The sequence below is a fragment of the Nocardia inohanensis NBRC 100128 genome (assembly GCF_001612945.1).
Taxonomy (GTDB): domain Bacteria; phylum Actinomycetota; class Actinomycetes; order Mycobacteriales; family Mycobacteriaceae; genus Nocardia; species Nocardia inohanensis.
Window position 1 is genome coordinate 56,286 of record NZ_BDBK01000018.1, and the last position, 24,688, is coordinate 80,973.

Sequence of the window (24,688 nt, forward strand, 5' to 3'; positions counted from 1 at the left end):
CGGCTTCGCGCGAGGGCGATATCCCGCGCGTGTCGGGGCTGTTCGGACCGGCCGCACCGGAGCGCGAGCAGGGCGGCTCGCAGCCCTGCGGAGTGTCCGTCTCAGACGGTAAGCTCGGCGGGCGGAGGACGTGTGAATCAGGGTGGTAGGCAATGAAGATCATCGTGGCCGGCGCGACCGGAACCATCGGCAGACCGCTGGTGACGGCGCTGCGGCAGCGCGGGCACCGGGTGTACGCGCTCACTCGGGGCGGGCGCGGCGCGGAGGTGGCGCGTTTCCTGGGTGCGACGCCGTTGATCGCCAATGTGCTCGATGCCAAGAGCCTCACCCGCGCCACCGAACGGCTGACCGCCGACGCGGTGATCCACCAGCTCACCGGATACCGCAATTCCCCGCCCACCCACTATCACAGCCCGGGATTGCTGCGCACCAACACCTTACGAGAGATCGGCAGCAAGCATCTGGTGGAGCTCGCCGAAAGGGTCGGCGCCACCCGCTATCTCACCCAATCGATCGTGCTCGGTTACGGAATGCGCGACCACGGCGCGGAACTCGTCACCGAACAGGCCGGATTCGCGCGCCTGCAAGGCGATCACAACGACGAATTCCTGGCCGCCCTGCACGAAGCCGAGGCGCATGCCTGGCGGGCGCGCGGCCTGGACGGAATCGCGCTGCGCTACGGGCTGATCTACGGCCCCGGCGCCTCGGATCTACTGGTGCGCGCCATGAAGCTGCGCCTGGTACCGGTGGCCGCGCGCGGTGTGGGACAGATGAGCTTCGTGCACATCGACGACGTGGTCGGCGCGACGGTCGCGGCCCTGGAACACGGCCGCGGCGGGCAGAGCTACAACATCGTCGACGACGAACCGGTCAGCTGGAAGGTCATGTTCGACGCCATGGCCGCCGCGGTGGGGGCGCGCCGCCCGCTGCGGGTTCCGGGCCGCGCGCTGCGGATGAGTTCGCCGCTGGCCGCGGCGCAGATGCTCGATCTGTCGATTCGCGTCTCGAACGCCAAGGCCAAGACCGAGCTCGGCTGGAAGCCCGCGCTGCCCACCTATCGGGAGGGGACGGCGACGCTCGCCACCGCGGTGCGCTGAACCGGGAACAGCCGCGGCTCGCCTACCGTTGGCCCGGTAAACGAGGCTCGGCAGAGAGGCAGCCATGACGACTCCGGTGGACCCGTCCTATCGATGGGACGGCGGCGACTTGGACCTGGACGGCTACCTGTCCCGGATCGGTTTCACCGGTGCGCGCACCCCGACCCTGGCCACCCTGCGGGAGCTGGTCTACACGCACACCACCACCATCCCGTTCGAGAACCTCGAGATCATCCTCGGCCGCGGTGTTCCCCTGGACGTGGAGTCCTTGCAGGACAAGCTGATCCGGCGGCGGCGCGGCGGCTACTGCTACGAGAACGTCGGCCTCTTCGCCGCCGCTCTGGAGCGCCTCGGCTTCGAGTTCACCGGTTTGTCCGGCCGCGTCACCATGGGCGCGCCCGGCCTGCGCCCGCCCACCCACGCCCTGCTGCGCGTCACGCCCGCCGATGACGATCGCGCCTGGCTCTGCGATGTCGGCTTCGGTTCCGGTCCGCTCGAACCGGTCGAGCTGAACGGCGAGCGCGGCGAATTCGCCCTGGGCGCTTGGCGTTTCCGCCTGGAGCGCGGGACCGGCGCGCTCGGCAGCGAGCTGTGGACCCTGTACCAGTCGGGTGCGGACGGCTGGCTGGACCGCTACACCCTCACCATGAACCCGCAGTACCGGATCGACTACGCGGTCGGCAATCACTTCGTATCCACCTCGCCGCGTTCGCCGTTCACCATGCGGCCGTTCGTGCAGCGCTTCGGACCCGAGGTCCATCACCAACTCGACGGCACCACTTGGACAATCGGCTATCCGGACAAACAGGGCGAAACACGCGAATTGGAGGCGATCGAACTCCCCGAACTCCTTTCCGAGGTCTTCGACATCGATCTCGACGACGCCGATGCGGCCGTGCTGGCCCGCGGCGACTGGCCCGCGGCGGCGCGTCCGGAGTGAACATGCGCCCGCGCGCGGCTTCGTGCGCCGGTGCGCGTTCGCAAACTCGCACCGCCCGGACCAGCGGATACGGGTGATCTGTCACGCCGAGGTCACGTGAATGCGATCCAGATCTCACCGAGATCTCGCTCATATCTCACGCTGACGTCGGCGGGACGCGCTGCGCCCGCTACACTCGTGCGGGGAAACACGCGGGCAACCGCCTCGTCACAGTCGTCTCGAAAAGAACTTCGGAGTAGTGCCATCGAAACCGGCCAAGTGATCGCAGGGCATTACCGCCTGGTCGAACGGATTGGTAGCGGCGGCACAGGTGTCGTCTGGCGTGCCGTCGACGAACGGCTGGAACGCTCGGTCGCGGTCAAGCAGATCATTACCCAGCCGAGCCTGTCGCAAGCCGATAAGGACATCGTGCGGCAGCGCGCCGCGCGGGAAGCCCGCAACGCGGCCCGCTTCCAGCATCCCAATGCCATCGTGGTGTTCGACATCACCGAGCACGAGGGCGACCCGTGCCTGGTCATGGAGTACCTGCCGTCGCAGAGCCTGGCGGTGGTGCTGTCCGCGCAGGGCACGCTGCCGCTGCCGCAGGTGGCGCGCATCGGTGAGGCGGTCGCCTCGGCGCTGATCGCCGCGCACCGGGCGGGCATCGTGCACCGCGATGTGAAGCCGGGCAATATCCTGCTCGGCGACAACGGAGCGGTGAAGATCACCGACTTCGGCATCGCCAAATCCAAGGGTGACGTCACCCTGACCGCCACCGGGCTGATCTCCGGTACCGCCGCCTACCTCGCCCCCGAGGTCGCACGCGGCGCCGAACCGAGCCCGGCGGCGGACGTATTCGCCCTGGGCGCAACGCTTTTCCACTCGCTGGAGGGCGAACCGCCCTACGGAACCAACCCCAATCCGCTGGCACTGCTCTACGCCGCGGCCAACGGCCAGATCAGCGAACCGCGCAATGCCGGACCGCTCAGTGATCTGCTGCTCAGCCTGCTCAGCTTCGAACCCGAGGACCGCCCGAGCATGCTCGAGGTCCGCGACATCATGGCCGAGTTCGCCGAGGTCGGTCCCGACGCCGATGCCACCCGGGTGTTGCAGGCGCGCCGCAATGGCGCGGTCGCGGCCCCGCGCCGGCAGGAACCGCCGGCCCCGCGCCCGGCTCCGCAGCGTCAGGTCACCCGGCAGATGGAACGCCGCCCGTCGGCCAATGCCGATATCCCGACCGGCGCCATGAGCCAGGCCCAGTTGCTGGAGACCCCGCCGCCGCGTCCCGCCGCACCGGGTGGCCCGCCCACCCACAGCGGTTTCGCGCCGCACGACGAAGAGCCGCGCTCCAAGCGAAAGCTGGTGTGGGCGGCCGTGGTCGCGGCGGTCGTGGTCGCCGGTGGCGTGGTGTTCGGGATCCTGAGCTCCTCGGGTTCGGATACGCCGAACACCCAAGGCGCCGGGAGCAGCGGTTCCAGCGCCTCCTCGGCTACCACCACCGGTAAGGGCACGGCGGGTCTCGGACAGACCAAGAGCGCCTCGCAGGTGTCGGTGCTGTCGGCGGCCGATGTCATCGAGCGCTTCTACGACGGGCTGGTCTACCAGAGCTTCGACGACGCGTGGAGCCGGCTGACGCCCGCGGCGCAGAAGGCGTACGGCAGCCAGCAGGCGTTCCAGCAGTATTGGACGCAGAACCGGGTCACTCGCTACTCGAGCATCAGCGGTGCGCGCGGCAATGACAGCAACAATGCCGACGGTTCGGTCGACATCGCGCTGGGCAGCCTCACCGCCGGCGGGCAGAACAAGTCGCTGAACCTGCGCGTCATCGACTCGGGTGGCGGCAACCTGCTCATCGACAGCGAAACCCGCTAGTTCGCAGCACTTCTCCTACGGCCGGGATCCCACCAGATCCCGGCCGTAGGTGTTCCCGGGTGGCTCGGGCACGGGGTATCGCCGAAGCCCTTGCGGTGATTAGGCTTTCGTCATGGGTGTGCGCCAGATGCTCGAAGACGAGCGCGGGGAACTGGTAGAGCTGCTGCGGTCGCTGACCGACGCCGAATGGGAGACGCAGTCGCTCTGCGCGGGCTGGCGGGTGCGGGATGTGATCGGGCATTTGCAGACCGACACCGTTTCACTGCCGTCCTATGTGATGCTCGGGCTGCGCGCCGGACCGTCGGTGGATCGCGTGAACGAGGCCCTGGTGCGGCAGTTCCGGACGCTGCCCACCGGTGAACTGGTCGACCGGCTGGCCGAATCCAACGGCTGGTTCTCACGATTCCTGCCCGCGGTCGCGCTCTCCGATCTGTTCGTGCACCAGCAGGACATTCGCCGGCCCCTCGGCTACGAGCGAAAAGTACCGGCGGAACGCATGATTCAGGTGCTCGGCAGCCCGGACCCGTTCGCCTTCCCGCGTCGCTATCTCAAGGGCTTGCGCTGGGAAGCCTCGGATGTGGAGTGGGCCAAGGGCTCCGGGCCGCTGGTGCGCGGACCGGGCGAAGCGCTCGCCCTCGCGATGGTGGGGCGGCCGGTCGCGCTCGCGGACCTCGAAGGTGACGGCGTGCCCGAGCTGCGCCGCCGGATCGAAGCCTGAGGCACCCGCGGATCAGCGCCGCACACTCTCCGCGGCCAGACCCGCGAGCAGGTGTAGCGCCGTGGCGCTGGGGAGTCCGGTTCCACCGTGTGCGCGATCAATCCCTGATCCGGATCGTCGGGCAGCCGCAGGGTTTCGAAGCCGAGATCCAGGCGGCCCACCACCGGGTGCAGGCGAGCCCCGGCCGGGAGTACTCGTCGGGCGCGATCGACGACGCCGACTCCATCGCGGCCATCCGGCACGCGGTGGATTCCGGTACTCTCGCCATTGTGATGACGCGGATTCGATCGACGGCGCTGCTGGCAGGCGCGCTCGTCATCGCCGCGTGGGCCGTGCTGTATCTGGCGGCGGCCGAACCCAATTCGCTGATCGTGCTCGGTGCGGCGGCCCTGGTCGCCGTCACCGCCGCCATGCTCTCCGCGCAGCGGCTGCCGGTCAGCGTCACCGCCAATGCCGGTCCGCCGGAATCGGCTGGTCAGCGTCGCCGCGGCGCTTATCTGCGGCAGAGCAATCCCGACACTGCGGGGCGTCCGCGCCCACGTGCGCCGGGGGCCGTCCTCGCCTGATCCCCGCCTGTCCGGGCCGGATCGGGTTTTCGCTGCCCCCAATCCCTTTCGTCCACGCGCACCGCCGCATGGACGTCTCGCAGTGAGGTCCCTCGATGCTCGATTTCATCTACTACCCCGTTTCCGGTGTGCTCTGGGTATGGCACACCGTCTTCGCCTCCGTGCTCGGCGCGGCCGGTGGCCCGGCCTGGGTGCTGGCCATCGTCTTCCTGGTCATCACCCTGCGCGCGCTGCTGCTACGCCCTTTCCTCGCGCAACTGCGCTGGCAGCGCGGGCTCACCCGCATGCAGCCTCAGATCGCCGAGATCAAACGCAAACACGCCGGTGACATGCAACGTCAAGGCGAGGAAATGCAGAAGCTCCAAAAGGAGCACGGCGTGAGCATGCTCGGTGGATTCCTGCCCATGGTCGCCCAGATCCTGGTCTTCCTCGGCCTCTTCCATGTACTGAAGTCGTTCCAGAACCCCGACGTCGCCAATTACGTGTTCGGCACCGACCAGGTCCGGTCGTTCCTGAACGCCGACCTGTTCGGTGTTCCGCTCACCGCCACGCTGACCAATGGCGCCGTCTCCACCGTCGCGGTCGCCGTCGTGGCCATTCCCCTGATGCTGCTGGCGGCCGTCGCCACCCACCTGACCGCCCGCTCGGCCATCGCCCGGCAACGCGAATCCGGCATCGAACCCACTCAGCAAACCGCCATCATGAACACCTTGTCACTCTGGGTCTTCCCCCTGGGCGCACTGCTGTCCGGCCTGATCTTCCCGATCGCGATCCTGCTCTACTTCCTCACCCAGAACGCCTGGACCTTCGCCCAGCAATTCGTGGTGCATCGCAACGAAACCCGCACCCCCGACCAGCCCGTCCCGGCCCCCGTGCAAACCGTCAAGTCGCTCCCGCCCCGCCCGGGTCAGCGTCCCGCGTCCCGTCCGCGCCGCGCGAAGCGGACCGCCTGACCCCGGTCTGGCCGATAAGCGCTGGCAACGACCGGATAGTCTGGTAGCTGGTCGTGAGCGGTATTCCTCGCGCGCGCGACCCCTGACGGATCTTCACAGACAAGGACTCTTCAGCGCTATGACAAGCCGCATCGAGCTCGCCCGCGTCGATCTGCGCGGACGTACTCCCACTGCTGCCGAACTGCGCGCGGCACTGCCGCGTGGGGGCGTCGACGTGGACTCGGTGCTGCATCATGTGCGGCCGGTCGTGGAGGCGATTCGCGATCGGGGTGTCGAGGCGGCGCAGGAGTTCAGCGAGAAGTTCGACGGCGTGCGCCCCGCCACGGTGCGGGTGCCCGCCGCCGAACTGGAGAAAGCCCTCGCGGAGCTGGATCCGGCGGTGCGCGCCGCCCTCGAGGTCGCCATCGAGCGGACTCGCAAGGTGCACAACGATCAGCGGCGCACCGACAAGACCACGCAGGTGGTGCCCGGCGGCACCGTCACCGAGCGCTGGGTGCCGGTCGAGCGGGTCGGTCTGTATGTGCCCGGCGGCAATGCCGTGTACCCGTCCTCGGTCGTGATGAATGTGGTCCCGGCGCAGGCCGCGGGCGTGGAATCGCTGGTCGTGGCCTCACCGCCGCAGGCGCAGTTCGGCGGATTGCCGCACCCGACGATTCTGGCGGCCGCACAGCTGCTCGGAGTCGAAGAGGTGTGGGCGGTCGGCGGCGCGCAGGCCGTGGCGCTGCTGTCCTACGGCGGTGTCGACACCGACGGTGCGCAGCTGGAGCCGGTGGACCTGATCACCGGGCCGGGCAATATCTATGTGACCGCCGCCAAGCGGCTGTGCCGTGGGCTGGTCGGCATCGACGCCGAGGCCGGGCCGACCGAGATCGCCATCCTCGCCGATGCCACCGCCGATCCGGCGCATGTCGCGGCCGATCTGATCTCGCAGGCCGAGCACGATGTGCTGGCGGCCAGCGTGCTGGTGACCGACAGCGTGGAACTCGCCGACGCCGTGGACGCCGCGCTGACCGCGCAGATGGCGGTCGTCAAACACCACGATCGGGTCGCGGAAGCCTTGTCCGGCAAGCAATCCGGGACCGTGCTGGTCGACGACATCGCCCAGGGGCTGCGCGTGGTGAACGCCTACGCGGCCGAGCACCTGGAGATCCAGACCGCCGACGCGTCCGCCGTCGCCGCCCGGGTGCGCAGTGCCGGAGCGGTTTTCGTCGGCGCCTGGTCGCCGGTCAGCCTCGGCGACTACTGCGCGGGATCCAACCACGTGCTGCCCACCGCCGGATGTGCCCGGCACTCCTCGGGTTTGAGCGTGCAGACGTTCCTGCGCGGCATCCACGTCGTCGAGTACACCGAGGACGCGCTGAAGGATGTCGCCGGACACGTGGTGGCGCTGGCGAATGCCGAAGACCTGCCCGCACACGGTCAGGCCGTATCGATTCGCTTCGGAGAGCTGGGATGAGCACCGTGATCGTTCCCGGCTCCGGCATCTCCCTCGACGATCTGCCGTTGCGGGAGAACCTGCGCGGCAAAAGCCCTTACGGCGCACCGCAATTGACGGTGCCGGTGCAGCTCAACACCAATGAGAACCCGCACCCGCCGAGTAAGGCGCTGATCGACGATGTCGCCGAATCCGTCCGGGCGGCAGCGGCCGACCTGCACCGTTACCCGGATCGCGACGCGGTCGGGCTGCGCGGTGATCTCGCCGCCTACCTGACCCGCCAGACCGGCATCGCCGTCGACACCGCGAACGTGTGGGCGGCCAACGGCTCCAACGAGATCCTGCAACAGCTGTTGCAGGCGTTCGGCGGGCCCGGGCGCAGCGCGCTGGGTTTCGTGCCGTCCTACTCGATGCACCCGATCATCTCCGAGGGCATCGATACCGAATGGGTCGAGGCCAAGCGCAATGGCGACTTCTCCCTCGATATCGACTACGCGCTCGCGGTGATCGCCGAACGCCGCCCCGATGTGGTCTTCGTGACCAGCCCCAATAATCCGACGGGGCACAGCATTCCGGGGGCGGACCTGGAACGGATCCTCGAGGCCGCGCCGGGCATCGTGGTGGTGGACGAGGCGTACGGGGAGTTCTCCGCCGCGCCCAGCGCCATCGGCCTGATCGACCGCTTCCCCGCGAAACTCGTTGTCAGCCGCACCATGTCGAAGGCGTTCGCGTTCGCGGGCGGGCGGCTGGGCTACCTGGTCGCCGCGCCGGCCGTCATCGACGCCATGCTGCTGGTGCGCCTGCCGTACCACCTGTCGGTCGTCACCCAGGCGGCCGCGCGCGCTGCGCTGCGGCACGCCGACGAGACCCTGGCCAGTGTCGCCGAGCTCGCCGCGCAGCGCGATCGCGTGGCGATCGCCTTGCAGGGCATGGGTTTCGAGGTCGTTCACTCGGACGCCAACTTCCTGCTGTTCGGTCGTTTCACCGATGCGGGCCGGGCCTGGCAGCGCTACCTCGACGACGGCGTCCTGATCCGCGATGTCGGCATCCCGCACTATCTGCGCGCCACCATCGGCCTGGCCGCCGAGAACGACGAATTCCTCCGCGTCAGTGCGAAACTGGCGTCCGAAGAGCTGATTCAGCTGTGACCACGGAAGCGAGCATGGACCGTATCGCCCGGGTGGAACGCACCACCAAGGAATCCAGCATCGTCGTCGAGATCAACCTCGACGGCACCGGCAAAACCGATATCTCCACCGGCGTGCCGTTCTTCGACCACATGCTGACCGCGCTCGGCCAGCACGGCAGCTTCGACCTGACCGTGCAGGCCAAGGGCGATATCGAGATCGAGGCCCACCACACCGTCGAGGACACCGCCATCGTCCTTGGGCAGGCCCTGGCGCAGGCGCTCGGCGACAAGAAGGGCATCCGCCGCTTCGGCGACTCCTTCATCCCCATGGACGAAACCCTCGCCCAGGCCATCGTCGATGTCTCCGGTCGCCCGTACTGCGTGCACACCGGCGAGCCGGAACACATGCTGCACACCATCATTCCCTCCGCGGGCCCCGGTGCGTCCTATTCGACCGTCCTCAACCGCCACGTCTTCGAGTCGATCGCGCTCAACGCCCGCATCGCCCTGCACGTCCGCGTCCTCTACGGCCGCGACCAGCACCACATCACCGAAGCCGAATTCAAGGCCGTGGCAAGGGCTTTGCGCGCCGCCGTCGAATACGACCCGCGCGTGACCGGTGTCCCCTCGACCAAGGGAACCCTGTGACCAAGAAACTGGCCCTGCTCGATTACGGCTCCGGCAACCTGCACTCCGCGAGCCGCGCCCTGGCCCGCACCGGCGCCGAGGTCACCACCACCGCCGACCCCGAAATCGCTTTGGCCGCAGACGGTCTCGTAGTCCCCGGCGTCGGCGCCTACGCCGCCTGCATGGCGGGCCTGAAGTCCGTCCGCGGCGACCGCATCATCGGCAAACGCCTGGCCGGCAGCCGCCCCGTCCTCGGCATCTGCGTCGGCATGCAGATCCTCTTCGAACGCGGCGTCGAATTCGGCGTCGAAACCGATGGCTGCGCCGAATGGCCCGGCACCGTCGAGCGTCTCGACGCCCCCGTCCTCCCGCACATGGGCTGGAACACGGTCAAGGCCCCCGAAGACTCGGTCCTCTTTGCCGGCATGGACGCCGACACCCGCTTCTACTTCGTCCACTCCTACGCCGCCCAGCACTGGGCCTGGAACGACAACGACAGCCAGATCGCCCCCGCCAAACTCACCTGGGCCGAACACGGCGTCCCCTTCCTCGCCGCCGTCGAGAACGGGCCGTTGAGCGCCACCCAATTCCACCCGGAGAAGTCCGGCGACGCCGGCGCCCAACTCCTGCGCAACTGGGTCGACTCCCTCTGAACGAAACCCCCGCTCCGGCGGGAGTTTCACATTTCTTGGAGGACGTCTTTGCAGGGATGATCGGGGTTTCATCCCTAGTGGCAATGCGGGTGGATGCCGGATCCGGGGGGAGACGTGAGCGGCATACGTTCGAGTGACGAGGAGGTCGTCATGAGATCTACAGGTCTTATGTGCTGACCAAGGCCAACCTGCCTGTTACCGCGTAGTTGCTAGATTCCCCGCATGGACACCGCCCCCGAAGGAGCGTCCGGCCGCCTCCGCGCCCTGCCCACCCGCCTGGTCGGCCAGGTGGCCATCATCGCCAATCGCGCCACCGAGAAAGCCTTGGCCAACACCGGTTCCCGCCGCCACCACTATGCTCTGCTCGCCACGCTCGACGAGTCCGGCTCCCTCAGCCAGGCCGAAGCCGGCCGCCGCACCGGCATCGACCGCAGCGATGTGGTCGCCGCGGTCAACGACCTCGCCGACCGCGGCTTCCTGCACCGTGCGCCGGACCCCACCGACCGGCGCCGGAACACCCTCACCCTCACCTCCACCGGCCGCGCCCACCTCCACGACCTCGACAACCGCCTGGAAGTCGCTCAGGCCGAACTACTTCCAGGCTTCACCGCCGCCGAACGCGCCAACTTCGTGCTGACGCTGACCCGGATCCTGGAGGCGCACGCGCGGGAGTGAATCAGTTCGCGCCGGACTGGTTGAAGTCCTGCCAGGGCGAGCAGTTGTCGGAACGGCTCTGCGACGGGCAGATCATGAAGCCGGTGACGCGGCGGCCGTTCGGGGTGCGGCCGGAGTGCGCGAGCGCGGAATCACCGGCCTCGTGCGCGAACAGGTACTGGTAGCCCTTCCAGTCCTGACCCTCGAAGGTGTACTTGAGGGTCGCGTCGCTACCCGCCGGCGCCCACACCCACACCCAGCTGCCGTCGGCCTGGGCCTGCGCGCCGTTCCATTCGTAATGCACCTTCGCCGAAGCGGTTCCGGTGGCGAGTGCCAGGGTCGCGCTCAGCGCCGCCACGGTGGTGAGAAGGGTTCGCATCGTCGTCATATCCGCTCCTGCCGGTATGCCGCCCGGCGTGTCCGGGCTCGAGAGCAGATTCACCGCGACGGGCGTGCGGACGGAAGTGCGGAGATCGAAATCGGAGTGCGGAAGTCATTGTGGCCAGGCTGTTTTCGGTCTCCGCCGGTTAAACTCCGAGCGTGGTCGATGCGTCGCCGGTCCCCGATTCCCCGCCCCCCGATCCCATCGAGGCGGGTTCGGAAGCGGAGCGGCTGCGCGCCTCGGCCGCGGCCGTCACCACCCGGCAGGAATTCGGCGCGCTGCTATCGGCCGTCGCGGGGGAGAGCCGGCTCTCGGTCGGCGCGGTCAAGACCCAGCTCGGCGGCACCCGCAGCGTCTACGACTGGTTCCGCGGCAAAGCTCTGCCGCGCGAGTCCGAGGACGCGCGCAGACTGGCCGCGCTGCTCGGCCAAGCCCTGGCCCGCCGCCACCCCGGGGCCGACCTCGCCGAGGCGATCTACGACGCCTGGCGGCGGCTCGCGGAGCAGCGGCAGCAGGATGCCGCCGTCCGCGCGCTCGTGAACCGGCGTGGCGGCTCGGTCGCACGGGGCGCGGCGGACATGGCCGAAGCGATGACGGCCGCGCGCCGTGCGCCGGACGAGGATCGTGCCGTGGCCGGTGACCGTCGTGTGACCGAACCCGTTGGCGACGCGGATGATTCGACGCCGACCGCGACCGGCGATGCCGCGCCCGTCGCCGCGCGGGACCCGGGAGCCGTTACCGCCGTGCGGGATGGCGGAGGCGATGCTGCCGCGCCGGCCTCGGACCCGACGCCGGGGAGACATCGCCGCTTGCCTGTGGCGGCGGCCCTGTCGCTGGTCATCGGGTTCGCGGCCGCGTTCGCCATTGCCCGCGCCGCCACGGCTTCGTGAAGCTCGCGATCGCCAACGGCCCACCGGGCGATCCGGTTCCCAAGCAGAATCCCGAAGTGCGCATCCAGACTGTCGAATCCGGCGGCTGGATCGTGTACGCGTATCTGGCGCGGGCCGCCTCGGATCGCGATCGCATCTGGCTGGAGTGGAGCGATGTCTATAAGCCCGACGAGGATCAGTCCCACCGCTGCGACGGCCGGGCCGTCAATCTGATCCAGCAGACCCCTGGGATTCGAGCGCGCGGGCCGCAGGGTGAGCCGCGCTGGTTCCGGGCCTGCGGGTCGGTCCCGGTGGAATTCCAGTGGCCGGGGCGCGGACTCACCGCCTGCACGAATTGGAACAGACCCGATGACTACTGAACGAATCCGGCGGGCCGTCACCGCCTGCGGGCTGGCGGCGCTGGTCGGCATCGCGGCGGGCGCCAGCACGGGGGCGAGCTGGCACCGCTGGACCGATACCGCGAATTCTTTTGTGCCGAGCACGAATTCACCACTGCTCGCCTACGGCATCTGCGGCGAGGCATTGAAACCCGACCCGGCGCTGCCGTACATCACCGTCGGCGACCCCTCCACCGCGTTCGATACGCCGATCCGGAACCGGCAGGTCGAGTTGCGTGCGCAGCGACATCCTGAATACGGCTGGATCGTCTGGGCGGAGCTGACCGCCTCGACCTCCGACCAGGATCATGTCTGGCTGGACTGGACCTACACCCGCGAACAGGACACGAATCCGGCGCTGTGGCGCATGTGCGAGCAGCCCGTCACCGCCGGGCGCGCCACGCCCGCGCTCCGGGTGTACGACGACCACGGCCGGTCACGCTGGTTTCAGGCGTGCGGGCAGGTGCCACCGCAGGATCGCGGGTCTCGGGCGTCGGGGACGTTCTGCACCCAGGATTGGAACCGGCCGAATTGACCGGTCGGCCCGGAAACGGGAGATCGATCGGTAACCAATAAGATGCTTGCGTGAGTCTTGTGCTGCTACCTGCCGTCGATGTCGCCAATGGTGAGGCCGTGCGCCTCGTTCAGGGAGAGGCCGGCAGCGAAACCTCCTACGGTTCGCCGCGCGACGCCGCGCTGGCCTGGCAGCAGGCGGGGGCCGAGTGGGTGCATCTGGTGGATTTGGATGCGGCGTTCGGCAAGGGGAGCAATCGGGATCTGATCGCCGAGGTGATCGGTGAGCTGGATGTGAAGGTGGAGCTGTCGGGCGGGATTCGGGATGACGAGTCCTTGAAGGCGGCGCTCGCTACCGGGTGTGCGCGGGTGAATATCGGTACCGCGGCCATCGAGAATCCGGAGTGGTGTGCGCGGGCCATCGGCGAGTTCGGGGACCGGATCGCGGTCGGGCTCGATGTGAAGCTGATCGACGGCGAGTGGCGGCTGCGCGGGCGCGGATGGGTCACCGACGGCGGCGATCTGTGGGAGGTGCTCGAGCGGTTGGAGCGGGACGGGTGCTCGCGGTACGTGGTCACCGACGTCTCCAAGGACGGCACCCTGACCGGGCCGAACCTGGAGCTGCTGAGCCACGTCGCCAATGCCGCGGAAGCGCCGGTCATCGCCTCCGGCGGTATCTCGGTGCTCGACGATCTGCGCGCCATCGCCACCCTGGTGGAGGAGGGCGTCGAAGGCGCGATCATCGGTAAAGCCCTGTACGCGGGCCGGTTCACGCTGCCCGAAGCCCTGGCCGCGGTTCGCTAGCGCCCATGGACCTCGCCGAGCTGCTCACCATCGCCAGCGATGTGCTCGACGCTGCCGCACCGCGTTTCGTGGAGGGGATCGGCGCTCCCAGCGCGGTTCAGAAGGGGCGCAACGATTTCGCCACCGCACTGGACCTCGAGCTGGAACGCTTCGTGTCGGAGCAGCTGGCACGGCGCACCGGAATCCCGGTGCACGGTGAGGAATTCGGGGGTCCGCAGCTGACGTCGGGGATCGCGTGGGTGCTCGATCCCATCGACGGCACCTTCAATTACTCGCAGGGACACCCGCTCTGCGGCATGCTGCTGGCGCTGGTGCGGGACGGCGTCCCGGTCCTGGGCCTCACCTGGCTGCCCATGATGGGGCAGCGCTACGCGGCGGTCGCCGGCGGACCGGTGTTCCTGAACGGAAAACCGTTGCCCCCCTTGGAATCCGGGAAACTCTCGGATTCCATGATCGCCTTCGGCTCCTTCAATATCGATGGGGCGGGCCGCATCCCCGGCATCTTCCGCTTCAACCTGCTGGGCGCGCTGAGCCGCCTCTCCGGCCGCCTGCGCATGCACGGCTCCACCGGAATCGATTTGGCCTACACCGCATCCGGCGTCTTGGGCGGCGCCGTGGTGTACGGCCACCACCCCTGGGACAATGCCGCGGGCGTCGCTCTGGTGCGCGCCGCCGGCGGCGTGGTCACCGATCTGCTGGGCCAGGACTGGACCATCGAATCCGGTTCCGTCCTGGCCGCCGCCCCCGGCGTGCACGAAGAACTACTGGACATGATCACCGTGACGGCCGATCGCGTCCGAGGAGAGGTATCGCAATGAGCTTGGCAGTCCGTGTCATCCCCTGCCTGGATGTCGACGCCGGCCGCGTCGTCAAGGGCGTCAACTTCGAAAACCTGCGCGACGCGGGCGATCCCGTGGAACTCGCCGCCACCTACGACGCCCAGGGCGCCGACGAACTCACCTTCCTGGACGTCACCGCCTCCACCGGCGACCGCGGCACCATGATCGACGTCGTCACCCGCACCGCCGAACAGATCTTCATCCCGCTCACCGTAGGCGGCGGCGTCCGCACCGTCGAAGACGTGGACCGCCTGCTGCGTGCCGGCGCCGACAAGGTCTCGGTCAACACCGCCGCCATCGCCCGCCCCGAAGTCCTGCGCGAAATGTCGGAACGCTTCGGCTCCCAGTGCATCGTCCTGTCGGTGGACGCCCGCACCGTCCCCGCCGGCCAGCAGCCCACCCCCTCCGGCTGGGAAGTAACCACCCACGGCGGCAAACGCGGCACCGGCATCGACGCGGTCGAATGGGCCATCCGCGGAGCCGAACTGGGCGTCGGCGAAATCCTGCTCAACTCCATGGACGCCGACGGCACCAAAGCCGGCTTCGACCTCCCCATGATCCGCGCCGTCCGCGCCGCCGTCTCGGTCCCCGTGATCGCCTCCGGCGGCGCCGGCAAGGTAGCCGACTTCGCCCCCGCCGTCCAAGCCGGCGCCGACGCCGTCCTGGCCGCCAGCGTCTTCCACTTCGGCGACCTCACCATCGGCGAAGTCAAAACCGCCATGCGCGACGAGGGCCTCACCATCCGCTGACCCGCCCCGGAAAGGCGACATTGAGCACCGATCCGGCTTCACCGCACTCCGACCGCACAGCCGCATCGGACCTGCCACTGATCCGACGATCGGGCTTCCGTCGGTTCGGCGTCGGCCTGGGCGCGACCGGTGCGGGGCTCGTTGCCGGAGGCACCGTGCTGGCGCTGTACAGCCGATTCTGGTCCGAAGGCCGAGATCTCTCGGACGGGGCGACGGCCGGGCGGGATTTTCTCGGCGACTTCCGGCTGCCGACCGGCGGATTGCCCGAACGCTGGGCGACTTTTGCGCTGGTGACCGGGGTGCTTGTGCTGGGTGTAGCGGCCGATCTCGTACGGCGCGGCCGGAGTGCCGACCCGGGCGAGCGGGTGAGTACGTGGGTGTTCGGCATCGGGGCGGCCATTATGGCGCTGGGCGGGTACGTGGTCTCCCAGCATGTGCCGGGCGCACTCGATGACATCGGCTTCCGCCATCCGTTGTTCGACCGTCTGACAACCGCCGCGGCGGCGATACTGCTCGTACTATCGGGGACCGTCCTCACCCTCGGACTCGGTCGCCCCGCTGCGGTGCACGCGGCGGGTAAACGTCCGCTTATCCTGGGTTCCGTTGCCGGGCTGTTGATTTCGGCCGGCACCGCCGGTTTCGCGATGTACGCCGGCGACGACGCTCGACGGATCGATCACACGACCGCTGCCGCCGCGACCGTTCCCGCATTTCCGGCGCGATTGGGTGAGGAGCACTACCGGATTTCGGTACCCGGGTCGGAATCCGAAGATGAGGGAGCCGAGATCGTGATGGCGGGAACGGGTTTCGTGCTTGCCACCACCGAGGGATTGACCGCCTACGACGGCGCTTCGGGCACACCGCGCTGGCACTATCTGCGCCGCAATGTGCGGGATGGCAATCGGGTCGGGGTGGGCTTCGTCAGATCTTCGCTCCTGTCGGTGGATGGCGGATCGGTGGTGCTCGCCCAGTGGGAACGCGGTGGTGTGACCGCGTTCGACGCGATCACCGGGGAACTGTTGTGGACGCATTCCGAATTCACCGCCGCCACGGGTGACCTGCTGTCCGATATCAATCGGTACGACGCGGACCGGCCGGAGGTGTGGCGTCTGGTGCGTGGACAGACCAGCAACCCGGCGAGCGTGCTGGCGGCCACCAATGGCAGACAGCTGGCCAGGTTCGATGCTCGTACCGGCGACCGGATGTGGTCAGTCGAGCTGTGCCAGGTCGGTTCGGCGGATTACGCCTTCACAGCCGCGGCGATCTATCGCATCGCGAGATGTGCTGGGGGATCGGAAGTTCCGGTGGGAATCACCGCCGTGAACCCGGCGACCGGCGCCGTGCTGGGCAGCCAGGAATTGGGCGGGCACGGTGCCTCCGACCATGACCACCCGTTCACGGCGCAATACGCAGACACCCTCATCATTCACTACGCTGCCAACACCGGTATGGAGTACGTGATCGATCGTCCCGAACGGCTCGCCGCCCCGCTCCTGCCGACGCCGCAGTTCGGGTACTTCATGACCGTCGACTCCGGTGGCACGGAGGCGGTGGTCGTTCCGAAAGGGCGGGTCGGTGACCTGGAACCCCTCGAACTGCGTCGCCTCGCCGACGGCAGCCTCATCTATCGCCTCACCGGCATCGAGGGGCGCGCCAGCAGTCTCACTCGCAGGCCGGACAGGTTTCTCGCGGATCAGATCATCGAGGCGAACTACTACGAAACCGAGCCCGGTGAGTATCGAGCCGAGCTTCGCGCCTGGAATCGTTCCGATGGCACACCCGCGACCGTCCGGCCGCTGTCCACGGACGCCGATCGGGACTGTTCCTTCGGGGGGCCGGTCGTGATTCCCGGTGCGGTTCTTGCCTTGTGCCGGGTCGAAACCGAATGGAAGGTGTCCCGCACCACGATCGTCGGCTTCGCCTCGAACTGAGCGCTGAGCCGCCCGATCGTTGCCGGCCGGAACGACCTTGCTATAACGAAGGCATGAGCCTCGACCCTGCTATCGCCGCCCGTCTCAAGCGCAATGCCGATGGGTTGTTCGCTGCTATCGCGCAGGAGAAGAGCACGGGGGATGTGCTGATGATGGCTTGGATGGACGACGAGGCGCTGGCGCGGACGCTCGAGACTCGGAAGGGGACGTACTACTCGCGGTCTCGGGAGCAGTACTGGGTGAAGGGGGAGACCTCGGGGCATACGCAGTATGTGCATGAGGTGCGGCTCGATTGTGATGGGGACACGGTGCTTTTGGTCGTGGATCAGGAGGGCGCGGCTTGTCATACGGGGACGCACACCTGCTTCGATACCGATGTGCTGCTGGCTGAGGGGGACCGGCTGCTCTGAGCGGCAAGGGGTTTCAGTGGGAGCTGGGGCGGCCGGCGCGGCCGATGCCGCGGGCCATGCCCTTGTCGAGTTGAGCGACCAGGGTCTCGCCTAGTTCGAGCAGTTGTCTGGTCTGTTCTTTGTCGAGGCCGTCGAAGGCCAAGCCGCGCACGGTTTCCAGGTAGCCGGGGGCGGCTTCGGTGACCTTGCGGAAGCCGGCGTCGGTCAGGACGGCTTGGGCGCCGCGCCGGCCGGTGATCGATACGCGCTGGGCCCAGCCGAGGCGTTCGAGTTTGGAGACCACGTGCGAGAGACGCGATAGCGATGCGTTTGCCTTCTGGGCAAGCTCACTCAGTTGCAACCGGTGGCCTGGTTCTTCGGAGAGCAGAGTCATCACGAAGTATTCGAAATGGGTAATCCCGGACTCGCGTTGCAACTGGGTGTCCAGGGCCGCGGGTAAGCGGGTGGTGAGGGCGACAAGGGTACGCCAAGCTCGCTGTTCGATCGGATTCAACCACTTGGTCACCGTGCGCGCCCTCTCGTAGCAGCCAAGTGACTTGTTATGCCGGAGTCACCCGCACGTCAAAGTTTGCCACGATTTCGCTCACCCGTCACGGGGTTGCTGAATGACGTGACATCGATCACGCGTGTCGCGGACCCGGTCAGTTCGCGCCGAAGTCCGGGGGATTAGCTGGGATTTCCGTCGAAACGCGCTGCTTTTCTTGTTGCACCCGCGTTTTCTCGGCACGATGACGGCGGAATCGGCTGCGCACCACCAGAAATGCCACCAGCAGGAACAACACTGCGGCGGCGATGGCGCCGGTCATCGCCGCCCCGCGAAAAGCGGGCGCGTCGACATCGAGAATGCGTTCTCCGGCGTGTGCGGCATTGGAGTTGCCGAGCACGATGGTCAAAGTCATCAAATTAGGCACCGCGAGAACGACGGCGAGAACGGCCGAAGCGCCCGCGATGAACGGACCGCCCCGTTTCCTCCAGGTCGTGCCCGCGAACAGGAACAGCAGCAGTGGGACCAGCGTGCACAGCAGCCCCAGGAGCAAGCCGTACCAGATGCCCTTGGAGAAACTGCCCGAGACCATTTCCGCGATCCGCTGCGCCCACCAGCGCGGAATGAACGCGGCCAGAATCAGATACGCGACCCACAACACCAGCGCCAGCAACACGATGGCAATGATGCGATTTCGCCACATGGCGAAGGATGAGTTCTTCTGTTCCGGCAGTTCCGCGCTTGGCCTAGTCATGAAGGAAGGGTATGCCCGGCACCACCGAAGCGGCCAGAGCGCCACTCCGGCTACAACTCGGCGATCCCCCGGATGGTGGCCCACCCGCGCCGGATCCCGAGATGGCGGATCGCGCACCCGAGCACCACCAGATACACGATCACGTACATGTTCGACAGGATCGGCCAGGTCGGCCACGAGGGCGGGAACAGGAACCAGCCCACCACCACCCAGGTCTCGGTCCAGTGGTAACTCCAGGCCCCGACCGCCACGTACAGCGCACCCGCCACCCCCCACCAGCGCGGCTCCCACTGAGCCCGGTGCACGCAGTACACGAACAGCGGCACGAACCACACCCAATGGTGATCCCACGCGAACGGCGAGACCGCGCACGCCGTCATCCCGCTCACCGACACCCCGAGCAGCCGATCCCCGCGCTCGTACAGCGCCGCGCTGACCAGCAGCCCCACCACCGCCACCGGCACCGCGAGCAGCAGCCAATACCGCAGTTGCACCGGATGATCGGTCAGATGCGCGATCGCCCCGCGCAGCGATTGATTCGCCGGCTGGGTATCGGGCGCGATCCGATTCGATTGGAAGAAGGTCGAAGTCCAGTACTGCTTCGAATCCGCCGGCAGCACGATCCACGCCAGCACCACCGTCGCCAGGAACGTTCCCGCCGCCGTGCACGCCGCCCGCCACTGCCGCAGCACCGCGAACTGCACCACGAAGAACAACGGCACCAGCTTGATTCCCGCCGCCAGCCCCACCCCGATCCCGCGCGCCCGGCTGCTCTCGCCCCGCGAGAAACCCAGCAGCACCAAGGCCATCAGGATCAGGTTGATCTGCCCGTAGTACAGCGTCGACCGCACCGGTTCGAGGAAGGTGCAGGTCAGCGTGATCAACCCGCTCACCACCAGCAAACGCCGGGTCAGCTTGTACCCCAGCAACTTCCAGCACAGCAGCACGCACCCGAACAACATGGTCAGGTTCAGCGCCGCCCACACCCCGTTCACCCACCCCCACGGCACCGCGGCGATCGGCAGAAAAGTCAAGGTGGAGAACGGCGTATAGGTATAGGACAACCCCGCCAGCGTCGGATCCTGGTACAGCGGAATATCCCGCAGTACCCGGAACGCCCCGTCCCGATAGATGTGTGTGTCCAGCCCGCCCGCCAGCATCCCGACCTCGCGCAGATGCGGATCGACGGTGGCGAAGAGCAGCACCCCGGACAGTGCCGAGGTGCAGGCGAGAATGAAAAGTGTTGTGCGCCCGAAAGTTTGCACCCGCTCATGATCCCGCGCGGGCGCTTCGCCGTCTTCGGTTCTGGCATCGGTGCCGGTCGTGCAGGTCAAGCTTCGCCCCCTCGGAAATCGAAATCGCTTCAGGTTGCTCGAGCGTGCGCGCGCACCGGGTCAGGGCATCGGATCAGCCCCGGGACCGCAGGAATTGCAGGGCCTCGTCGGCGTGCACGTTGGCGCGCAGTTCGCTCGAGATGACCTTGGCGATGGTGCGATCGGGATCGATGACGAAGGTGGTGCGCTTGACCGGGACGATCGCACCCAGCAGTCCGCGCTTCACGCCGAACTCGGCCGCCACCTTCGCGCCCTGATCCGAGAGCACCGGATAGTTCAGGGACTGCTTCGCGGCGAAACCGGATTGCACGTCCACCGCATCGCCGCTGATGCCGACGCAGGTCGCGCCGAGTGCCTCGAATTCGGTTGCGAGATCGCGGAAGTGGCAGGCTTCGGCGGTGCAGACGGGGGTGTTGGCGGCGGGGTAGAAGAACAGCACCACGGGTCCGTCGGCCAGAAGTGATTCCAAGGACCGGACGGTGCCGGATTGATCGGGGAGGGAGAAGTTCGGGGCGAGCTGGCCAGCCTTCATGTTAGGCAGACTAACTGAACGGAGGCCCCGGGAGCGCAACCCCCGGGACCCCCGAAAAGTGGGGCCACCCACCGTCAGCGCGGGAATCACACGCCGATCAGGGCGGCGACTTCCGGGTTCTTGATATCCATGACATCGAGGATGCCGTGCGCCCGCAGGAACGGCTTCAGCTCCCGGATGCGGTCGCTGTGCTCGGCGTACTCGTCCGGGAAGCTGCGCGGATCCAGCGCCTCCAGGGCCTTCACATATGTGACGAAAGAGGCGATGGCGGAGTACTTGCCACCACCGTTGTTCAGGTTCATCATCCGCGGCGGCTGGCCCGGCATCATGCCGTGACCGACCTGCGGGGCTGCGTGCCGTGGACCCTCCGGCGCGACCGGTTGCGAGGGGTACATCTGTGTTGAACTCCTCTCGAATGGGATACCGCGTGCGACCTCTCCTTTTCTGCCGGAGCGGATTGCCGCGAGTGTAGTGATGACCGCTTCAGGTATTCGCGGCGGAGGGCGGCTCGGCTGGGAGGGCAATGCGATTTAGATACCGGTTGTCGAGCCTGGAATGATGAGCCCATGCACGGCTCGCCTAATGACACCACCACGTCCCGGGAACAGTTCCGTGAGCTCGCGGCCGACCACCGGGTGGTCCCCGTGACCCGAAAGGTGTTGGCGGACTCGGAGACTCCGCTCTCGGCCTACCGCAAACTGGCGGGCGACCGGGCCGGGACCTTCCTGCTGGAGTCCGCCGAGAACGGGCGCTCCTGGTCGCGATGGTCGTTCATCGGCGCCGGTAGCCCGTCCGCGCTGACCGTGATCGACGGCGAGGCGGCGTGGCTGGGGCAGACGCCGGCCGACGCGCCCGTGGGCGGCGATCCGCTGGCCGCGCTGCGGGATGCCCTACAGGTCCTGCGCACCGAACGGGTGCCCGGATTGCCGCCTTTGACCGGGGGCATGGTCGGGTATCTCGGGTACGACGCGGTGCGGCGCATCGAGCGGCTGCCGGTCATCGCCGCCGACGATCTGCAATTGCCCGAGATGGTGCTCATGCTCGCCACCGATCTGGCCGCCTTCGACCATCACGAGGGCGCGATCACGCTCATCGCCAATGCCGTCAACTGGAACGGCACCGACGAACGCGTGGACGAGGCGTACGACGACGCGGTGGCGCGACTGGACCGGATGACCGAGGCCCTCGCCGCACCCGCCGACTCCACCGTGTCGGTTTTCGACCGGCCCGAACCGAACTACCGCCGGCAGCGCACCTCCGAGCAGTTCGGGGCGGGCGTGCGCCGGCTGGTCAAGGAGATCGAGGCGGGCGAGGCGTTCCAGGTGGTGCTGTCGCAGCGCTTCGAGATGGAGTACGGCGGCACGCCCATCGACCTGTACCGCATGCTGCGCGCGTCGAATCCGAGCCCGTACATGTACCTGATGCACATTCCGGACGGCTCCGGCGGCACCGCGTTCTCCATCGTCGGCTCCAGCCCCGAATCCCTGGTCACGGTGAAGGACGGCGTCGCCACCACCCACCCGATCGCGGGCACCCGCTGGCGCGGCGCCACCGAAGAGGACGACCTGCTGCTCGAGAAGGGCCTGCTCGCCGACGAGAAGGAGAACGCCGAGCACCTGATGCTCGTCGACCTGGGCCGCAACGACCTGGGCCGCGTCTGCGAGCCCGGCACCGTGCGGGTCACCGAATACCGTCATATCGAACGCTATTCGCACGTCATGCACCTGGTCTCGACGGTCTCCGGCCGCCTCGCCGCCGGTAGGGTCGCCCTCGACGCGGTGAACGCCTGCTTCCCCGCCGGCACGCTGTCGGGCGCACCGAAGGTCCGCGCCATGGAGCTGATCGAGGAACTCGAACCCACCCGCCGCGGCATCTACGGCGGCGTGGTCGGCTACCTCGATTTCGCCGGCGACGCCGACACCGCGATCTGCATCCGCACGGCGCTGCTCAAGGACGGCACCGCCTACGTCCAGGCGGGCGCGGGCGTGGTCGCCGACTCCGACCCGGAGTACGAGGACGTCGAATCCCGCAACAAGGCGATGGCGGTCCTCAAGGCCGTCGCCGCCGCGGAGACGGTCCGCGCCTTCCGCCCGAGCGAGCCGCAATGAGCGATCCGGAGGGCGATCCGGCCGCGTCCGCGAGAGCGCCGCAGCTCGCCGCCGCAGCGGGAGAAGATGCGAATTCTGCTGCGGCGCAGCAGAATTCGAACGCACGCGATGATGTCCTCGGCGGCGATGAAGGTTCCGGTGGTGTAGCCGCCGGCGAAGCTGAGCGCGCGCAGGCGGCCGCCGATCTGCGTGCGGCAGCCGAGGACGCGGATGCTGCCGAAGCGGCGGCGGCGCAGGCGGAGTCCGATGCACGAGCGGCCGAGGCCGACGCCGCGAAGGCGGGGCGCAGGCCGATCGTGCCGGTGGTGTTGCTCGCGCTCGCGGCGGTACTGCTGTGGGGCTCTTCGCGGATGACGTGGGCGAGCCTCGAGATCACCAGTGATTACGGGCTGCCGCGGACGAAGGATCTCGACGGCGGGGTGTGGTTCGGGGCTCTGACGCCGCTGGCGTTGGTCTTCCTGGCCACCATCGCGGCGGTCTTCGCCACGCACGGCTGGGCGCGGCGGGGGATCGGTGTCGTGGTCGCGGTGCTGGCCGCGGTGGCCGCGGTGCCCGGATATGCCCTACTGGTCGGGCGCGGGGAGACCGCGGAACGGGCCGCGCGGCTGGCTGAATTGCACGGTGGCGACCATGCGGGCGCGGTGACGACCTCGACCCTGCCCGCCGTGCTGTCGCTCGCCGGTGCGGTGGCCGCGTTCCTGGCCGGACTGCTGCTGGTGCGGACGTCGTCGGGGGCGCCCAAGATGTCCGGAAAGTACGACAATCCGGCCAATCGGAAGCTGTCGGCGGCCGAACAGGTCGCCGAACATCACGTGCGTTCGCGGGCGGCGGAATCCGGGTCACAGCAGGCCCCGAACCAGCAGCTTTCCGGCCGCGTGCTGTGGGATGCGCTCGACGAAGGCGTCGACCCCACCGATATCGAAACCAATACCCCTGCCGCACACGATGATCCAGGTGCCGGGGATGCGGGCCACCACACCCGCTGAGCAGGTGGGAGGCCGGAACCCGGTCGCCCGGACAGACCCGGCGTCGAGCACGGGAACATAGCCATTTACTCTTTATCAGCATCGGTGAGACAGCGCCTGGGGGGATTTCTCAGGCAGCAAGTCCGTCTCCCCAGAAAGGATTCGAGCCAGATGACGGTACTCGACTCGATTCTCGACGGGGTCCGCGCGGATGTGGCCGCGCGCGAAGCCCTCCTGGACTTCCAGGCCGTGAAGGCCGCCGCCGCCAAGGCCCCTTCCCCGCGTGACGCCAAGGCCGCGTTGCACGCGGACGGGATCGGCGTGATCGCCGAGGTGAAGCGCGCCAGCCCCTCCAAGGGCGCGCTCGCGGACATCCCGAACCCCGCCGACCTGGCCCGCGCCTACGAAGACGGTGGCGCCCGCATCATCAGCGTGCTGACCGAGCAGCGGCGTTTCGGCGGTTCGCTCGCCGATCTGGACGCCGTCCGCGCCGCGGTCGACATCCCGGTGCTGCGCAAGGACTTCATCGTCGGCCCGTACCAGATCCACGAGGCGCGTGCCCACGGCGCGGACGTGATCCTGTTGATCGTGGCCGCCCTGGAGCAGGCCGTACTGGAGTCTCTCATCGATCGCGCCGAATCGCTCGGGATGACCGCGCTGGTCGAGGTGCACACCGAGGAAGAGGCCGACCGTGCCCTGCTGGCCGGCGCCAGCGTGATCGGCGTGAACGCCCGCAACCTCAAGACCCTCGAGGTGGATCGGGACGTGTTCGCGCGCATCGCCCCGGGTCTGCCCAGCGAGATCATCCGCGTGGCCGAGTCCGGCATTCGCGGCACCGCGGACCTGCTGGCCTACGCCGGTGCGGGCGCGGACGCCGTGCTCGTCGGCGAGGGCCTGGTCACCAGCGGTGACCCGCGCGCCGCGGTGGCCGAACTGGTCACCGCCGGAACCCATCCCTCCTGCCCGAAGCCGGTCCGGCGGGGCCGGTGAAAG

28 protein-coding genes are annotated in these 24,688 nt (G+C 68.3%); 22 read left to right on the top strand and 6 right to left on the bottom strand.

Going from position 1 to position 24,688, the window contains the following annotated elements; all coding sequences use genetic code 11:
- Positions 1-152: 152 nt before the first annotated feature.
- From NI1_RS33455 to NI1_RS33505, 11 genes are all read left to right on the top strand, one after another.
- A complete protein-coding gene (locus NI1_RS33455; RefSeq protein WP_067829403.1) occupies positions 153-1,097 on the top strand; it encodes an NAD-dependent epimerase/dehydratase family protein in 945 nt (314 codons plus the stop codon).
- Between the two features lie 64 nt (positions 1,098-1,161).
- Positions 1,162-2,037, top strand: coding sequence for an arylamine N-acetyltransferase family protein (locus tag NI1_RS33460; protein WP_067829405.1), 876 nt, complete (start codon positions 1,162-1,164; stop codon positions 2,035-2,037).
- A 258-nt stretch (positions 2,038-2,295) separates the two neighbouring features.
- A complete protein-coding gene (locus NI1_RS33465; RefSeq protein ID WP_067829407.1) occupies positions 2,296-3,888 on the top strand; it encodes a serine/threonine-protein kinase in 1,593 nt (530 codons plus the stop codon).
- Between the two features lie 112 nt (positions 3,889-4,000).
- On the top strand, positions 4,001-4,606 hold the full coding sequence (locus tag NI1_RS33470) for a maleylpyruvate isomerase family mycothiol-dependent enzyme (protein WP_067829410.1): 606 nt from the start codon (positions 4,001-4,003) through the stop codon (positions 4,604-4,606).
- Between the two features lie 89 nt (positions 4,607-4,695).
- On the top strand, positions 4,696-5,172 hold the full coding sequence (locus tag NI1_RS39680; protein ID WP_245663531.1) for a DUF6412 domain-containing protein: 477 nt from the start codon (positions 4,696-4,698) through the stop codon (positions 5,170-5,172).
- A gap of 95 nt (positions 5,173-5,267) precedes the next feature.
- The gene (gene yidC, locus NI1_RS33480) at positions 5,268-6,125 is read left to right on the top strand and encodes a membrane protein insertase YidC (RefSeq protein WP_067829412.1); all 858 of its coding nucleotides are present in this window, start codon (positions 5,268-5,270) and stop codon (positions 6,123-6,125) included.
- Positions 6,126-6,243: 118 nt separating this feature from the next.
- Positions 6,244-7,581 (top strand): histidinol dehydrogenase, encoded by a 1,338-nt coding sequence (gene hisD / locus NI1_RS33485; RefSeq protein ID WP_067829415.1) that lies wholly within the window; start codon positions 6,244-6,246, stop codon positions 7,579-7,581.
- Positions 7,578-8,708 (top strand): histidinol-phosphate transaminase, encoded by a 1,131-nt coding sequence (locus tag NI1_RS33490; RefSeq protein WP_067829417.1) that lies wholly within the window; start codon positions 7,578-7,580, stop codon positions 8,706-8,708. The genes hisD and NI1_RS33490 overlap by 4 nt, the downstream gene beginning before the upstream one ends.
- Before the next feature lie 14 nt (positions 8,709-8,722).
- Complete coding sequence (gene hisB, locus NI1_RS33495) at positions 8,723-9,337, top strand: imidazoleglycerol-phosphate dehydratase HisB (RefSeq protein ID WP_067829817.1); 615 nt, start codon at positions 8,723-8,725, stop codon at positions 9,335-9,337.
- A complete protein-coding gene (gene hisH, locus NI1_RS33500; RefSeq protein WP_067829419.1) occupies positions 9,334-9,969 on the top strand; it encodes an imidazole glycerol phosphate synthase subunit HisH in 636 nt (211 codons plus the stop codon). Before hisB ends, hisH begins: the two co-directional genes overlap by 4 nt.
- 222 nt (positions 9,970-10,191) lie before the next feature.
- Entirely contained in the window at positions 10,192-10,644 is a 453-nt protein-coding gene (locus NI1_RS33505; RefSeq protein WP_067829422.1) for a MarR family winged helix-turn-helix transcriptional regulator, read from the top strand.
- 1 nt (position 10,645) lies between these two features.
- Here the strand turns inward: NI1_RS33505 and NI1_RS33510 are convergent, their stop codons facing one another.
- Positions 10,646-11,011, bottom strand: coding sequence for a hypothetical protein (locus NI1_RS33510; RefSeq protein ID WP_157535480.1), 366 nt, complete (start codon positions 11,009-11,011; stop codon positions 10,646-10,648).
- Positions 11,012-11,163: 152 nt separating this feature from the next.
- On the opposite strand from NI1_RS33510, the gene NI1_RS33515 reads away from it, so the two are divergent.
- From NI1_RS33515 to hisI, 8 genes are read left to right on the top strand one after another with little or no spacing between them, the layout of a single operon-like run.
- Complete coding sequence (locus NI1_RS33515) at positions 11,164-11,895, top strand: hypothetical protein (RefSeq protein ID WP_067829427.1); 732 nt, start codon at positions 11,164-11,166, stop codon at positions 11,893-11,895.
- A 56-nt stretch (positions 11,896-11,951) separates the two neighbouring features.
- A complete protein-coding gene (locus NI1_RS33520; protein ID WP_157535481.1) occupies positions 11,952-12,254 on the top strand; it encodes a hypothetical protein in 303 nt (100 codons plus the stop codon).
- Positions 12,244-12,807 carry a hypothetical protein gene (locus NI1_RS33525; RefSeq protein WP_067829432.1) on the top strand — a complete coding sequence of 188 codons (564 nt, stop codon included), beginning with the start codon at positions 12,244-12,246 and terminating at the stop codon, positions 12,805-12,807. Before NI1_RS33520 ends, NI1_RS33525 begins: the two co-directional genes overlap by 11 nt.
- A gap of 50 nt (positions 12,808-12,857) precedes the next feature.
- Positions 12,858-13,589: a bifunctional 1-(5-phosphoribosyl)-5-((5-phosphoribosylamino)methylideneamino)imidazole-4-carboxamide isomerase/phosphoribosylanthranilate isomerase PriA gene (gene priA / locus NI1_RS33530; protein ID WP_067829435.1), complete on the top strand. Its 732-nt coding sequence runs from the start codon at positions 12,858-12,860 to the stop codon at positions 13,587-13,589.
- 5 nt (positions 13,590-13,594) lie between these two features.
- A complete protein-coding gene (locus tag NI1_RS33535; RefSeq protein ID WP_067829437.1) occupies positions 13,595-14,407 on the top strand; it encodes an inositol monophosphatase family protein in 813 nt (270 codons plus the stop codon).
- Positions 14,404-15,177: an imidazole glycerol phosphate synthase subunit HisF gene (hisF, locus tag NI1_RS33540; protein WP_067829440.1), complete on the top strand. Its 774-nt coding sequence runs from the start codon at positions 14,404-14,406 to the stop codon at positions 15,175-15,177. The genes NI1_RS33535 and hisF overlap by 4 nt, the downstream gene beginning before the upstream one ends.
- 20 nt (positions 15,178-15,197) lie before the next feature.
- On the top strand, positions 15,198-17,108 hold the full coding sequence (locus NI1_RS33545; RefSeq protein ID WP_067829443.1) for an outer membrane protein assembly factor BamB family protein: 1,911 nt from the start codon (positions 15,198-15,200) through the stop codon (positions 17,106-17,108).
- A 53-nt stretch (positions 17,109-17,161) separates the two neighbouring features.
- Positions 17,162-17,518, top strand: coding sequence for a phosphoribosyl-AMP cyclohydrolase (gene hisI, locus NI1_RS33550; protein WP_067829446.1), 357 nt, complete (start codon positions 17,162-17,164; stop codon positions 17,516-17,518).
- 13 nt (positions 17,519-17,531) lie between these two features.
- On the opposite strand, the gene NI1_RS33555 is transcribed toward hisI, so the two are convergent.
- From NI1_RS33555 to NI1_RS33575, 5 genes are all read right to left on the bottom strand, one after another.
- Positions 17,532-18,023 carry a MarR family winged helix-turn-helix transcriptional regulator gene (locus tag NI1_RS33555; RefSeq protein ID WP_067829449.1) on the bottom strand — a complete coding sequence of 164 codons (492 nt, stop codon included), beginning with the start codon at positions 18,021-18,023 and terminating at the stop codon, positions 17,532-17,534.
- A gap of 136 nt (positions 18,024-18,159) precedes the next feature.
- Positions 18,160-18,756 (bottom strand): permease, encoded by a 597-nt coding sequence (locus NI1_RS33560; RefSeq protein ID WP_245663532.1) that lies wholly within the window; start codon positions 18,754-18,756, stop codon positions 18,160-18,162.
- Between the two features lie 50 nt (positions 18,757-18,806).
- Positions 18,807-20,090 (bottom strand): glycosyltransferase 87 family protein, encoded by a 1,284-nt coding sequence (locus NI1_RS33565; RefSeq protein ID WP_245663533.1) that lies wholly within the window; start codon positions 20,088-20,090, stop codon positions 18,807-18,809.
- Positions 20,091-20,163: 73 nt separating this feature from the next.
- On the bottom strand, positions 20,164-20,622 hold the full coding sequence (locus NI1_RS33570; RefSeq protein WP_067829454.1) for a peroxiredoxin: 459 nt from the start codon (positions 20,620-20,622) through the stop codon (positions 20,164-20,166).
- A gap of 86 nt (positions 20,623-20,708) precedes the next feature.
- Positions 20,709-21,017: a hypothetical protein gene (locus NI1_RS33575; RefSeq protein WP_067829457.1), complete on the bottom strand. Its 309-nt coding sequence runs from the start codon at positions 21,015-21,017 to the stop codon at positions 20,709-20,711.
- Between the two features lie 171 nt (positions 21,018-21,188).
- Between NI1_RS33575 and NI1_RS33580 the strand changes: the two genes are divergently transcribed.
- The 3 genes from NI1_RS33580 (at position 21,189) to trpC (ending at position 24,685) form a co-directional block, all read left to right on the top strand.
- On the top strand, positions 21,189-22,730 hold the full coding sequence (locus NI1_RS33580; RefSeq protein ID WP_067829460.1) for an anthranilate synthase component I: 1,542 nt from the start codon (positions 21,189-21,191) through the stop codon (positions 22,728-22,730).
- Positions 22,727-23,716, top strand: a complete 990-nt coding sequence (locus NI1_RS33585) for a TIGR02234 family membrane protein (protein ID WP_084524150.1) — start codon at positions 22,727-22,729, stop codon at positions 23,714-23,716. Before NI1_RS33580 ends, NI1_RS33585 begins: the two co-directional genes overlap by 4 nt.
- Before the next feature lie 150 nt (positions 23,717-23,866).
- Entirely contained in the window at positions 23,867-24,685 is an 819-nt protein-coding gene (gene trpC / locus NI1_RS33590; protein WP_067829462.1) for an indole-3-glycerol phosphate synthase TrpC, read from the top strand.
- The last annotated feature ends 3 nt before the right edge of the window (positions 24,686-24,688 follow it).